The following is a 2,064-nucleotide window of genomic DNA, read 5'->3' on the forward strand; positions in this document are numbered from 1 at the left end:
CGCGAGGGCGTGGTGCCGCGCACGCTGCATGTGGACGAGCCGTCCTCGCACGTGGACTGGAGCGAGGGCGCGGTGGAGTTGGTGACCGAGGCGCGGTCGTGGCCTCGGGTGGAGCGGTCACGCCGGGCCGCGGTGTCGTCGTTCGGGATCAGCGGTACCAACGCGCATGTGATCTTGGAGCAGTCTCCGGTGTCGGTGGAGGCCGGGGTCGGCGAGGTTGATCGTGGGGCCGGCGGCGGGGTTGTTCCGTGGGTGGTGTCGGCGCGGTCGGAGGTGGCGTTGCGGGCACAGGCGGCTCGGTTGTTGTCGCATGTGGAGGGGGCTCCTGGTCTGGGGTTGGCCGAGGTGGGGGTGTCGCTGGCGACGGCCCGGTCGGCGTTCGAGCATCGGGCGGTGGTGGTGGGTGCTGAGCGTGCGGAGTTGGTGCGGGGTCTGGCCGCGGTGGCGCAGGGGGTGCCGGGTCCGGGTGTGGTGACCGGTTCGGTGCGGGGCGGGTCCAAGCCGGCGTTCTTGTTCACCGGTCAGGGGAGTCAGCGGGCGGGGATGGGCCGGGAGCTGTATGCGCGGTTCCCGGTGTTCGCGGCGGCGTTGGACGAGGTGGTCGCGGAGCTGGATCCGTTGCTGGGCGGGTCGTTGCGGGAGGTGTTGTTCGCCGAGCCGCGTACGGCGGAGGCGGAGCTGTTGAATCGGACGGGGTGGGCGCAGCCGGCGTTGTTCGCGCTTGAGGTGGCGTTGTTCCGGTTGGTGTCCTCGTGGGGTGTCGAGCCAGGTGTGCTGGCGGGGCATTCGGTCGGGGAGATCTCTGCGGCGCATGTGGCGGGGGTGTTGTCGCTTTCGGATGCGTGTGTGTTGGTGGCGGGCCGGGCGCGGTTGATGCAGGCGTTGCCTGCGGGTGGGGCGATGGTGTCGGTGCGGGCGTCGGAGGAGGCGGTCGCCGGGCTGCTGGCCGGGCGTGAGGGTGAGGTGTCGGTCGCGGCGGTGAACGGTCCGTCCTCGGTGGTGCTTTCCGGGGTGGAGGGGCCGGTTCTTGAGGTCGCCGCCGTTCTCGAAGGGCGGGGGGTGCGGACGAAGCGGTTGCGGGTGTCGCACGCGTTCCATTCGCCGTTGATGGAGCCGATGCTGGAGGACTTCCGGGCCCTGGCCCGCACCCTGACCTACGACCCGCCGCGGATCCCGGTGGTGTCGACCCTGACCGGGGAACCCGCCACCGCCGAGCAGCTGTGCTCGCCGGACTACTGGGTGGACCAGGTGCGCGGCGCGGTCCGCTTCGCCGACGGCGTGCGCACGCTGCACGCCCAGGGCGTGCGGGCCTATCTGGAACTGGGCCCCGACGGGGTGCTCACCGCCATGGCAGACGACATCCTCACCGCGCTCACCGACCCGAACACGGACAGCGGTGGGGTAACGCGGGTGACCGCGCCTGTGGGTTCGGCGCGCGACGCCGAGGCGGATCCGGCGGCGGACCTGGACGTGGTGCTGGTAGCGGCCCTGCGCGGAGGCCAGGACGAGCAGAAAACGATCATGGCGGCGCTGGCCGCCCTGTACGTACGTAAGGTGCCGGTGAGCTGGCCGGCCATGTTCCCCGGTGTTCGCCGGGTGGAACTGCCCACCTACGCCTTCCAGCGTGAGCGGTTCTGGCCCGATGGCGCGGGCTCCCAGGTGGGGGACGTGACGGCGGCGGGACTCGCGGCCGCGAGCCATCCGCTGCTGGGAGCCGCCGTGGAGGTGGCCGGTTCGGACGGGGTGTTGCTGACCGGCCGTATCTCGCTGGGGTCGCATCCGTGGCTGGCCGATCACGTCGTGGGCGGGATGGTGGTCTTCCCGGCCACCGGGTTCCTGGAGTTGGTGGTACGGGCGGGTGATGAGGTCGGTTGTGATCTGGTCGAGGAGCTGACCCTGACCGCGCCGCTGGTGCTCGGCGAGCGGGACGCGGTGGCGGTGCAGGTGTGGGTGAGCACACCGGATGAGTCGGGTCGGCGTGAGGTGAGCGTTCACGCCCGGCCGGCCGGGGCTGGTGATCAGGAGGTGTGGGTGCGGCACGCGGTCGGTGTGCTGGTGGCCGGT

The 2,064-nt window shown here is 71.8% G+C and carries 1 protein-coding gene; it reads left to right on the plus strand.

Annotated elements, in window-relative coordinates:
• Window positions 1–2,064, plus strand: a 2,064-nt coding sequence (locus AB0J58_RS44780; RefSeq protein ID WP_364227900.1) for a type I polyketide synthase, incomplete at both ends; no start/stop codon positions are given.

The organism is Streptosporangium sp. NPDC049644 (assembly GCF_040675205.1).
Lineage (GTDB): Bacteria > Actinomycetota > Actinomycetes > Streptosporangiales > Streptosporangiaceae > Streptosporangium > Streptosporangium fukuiense.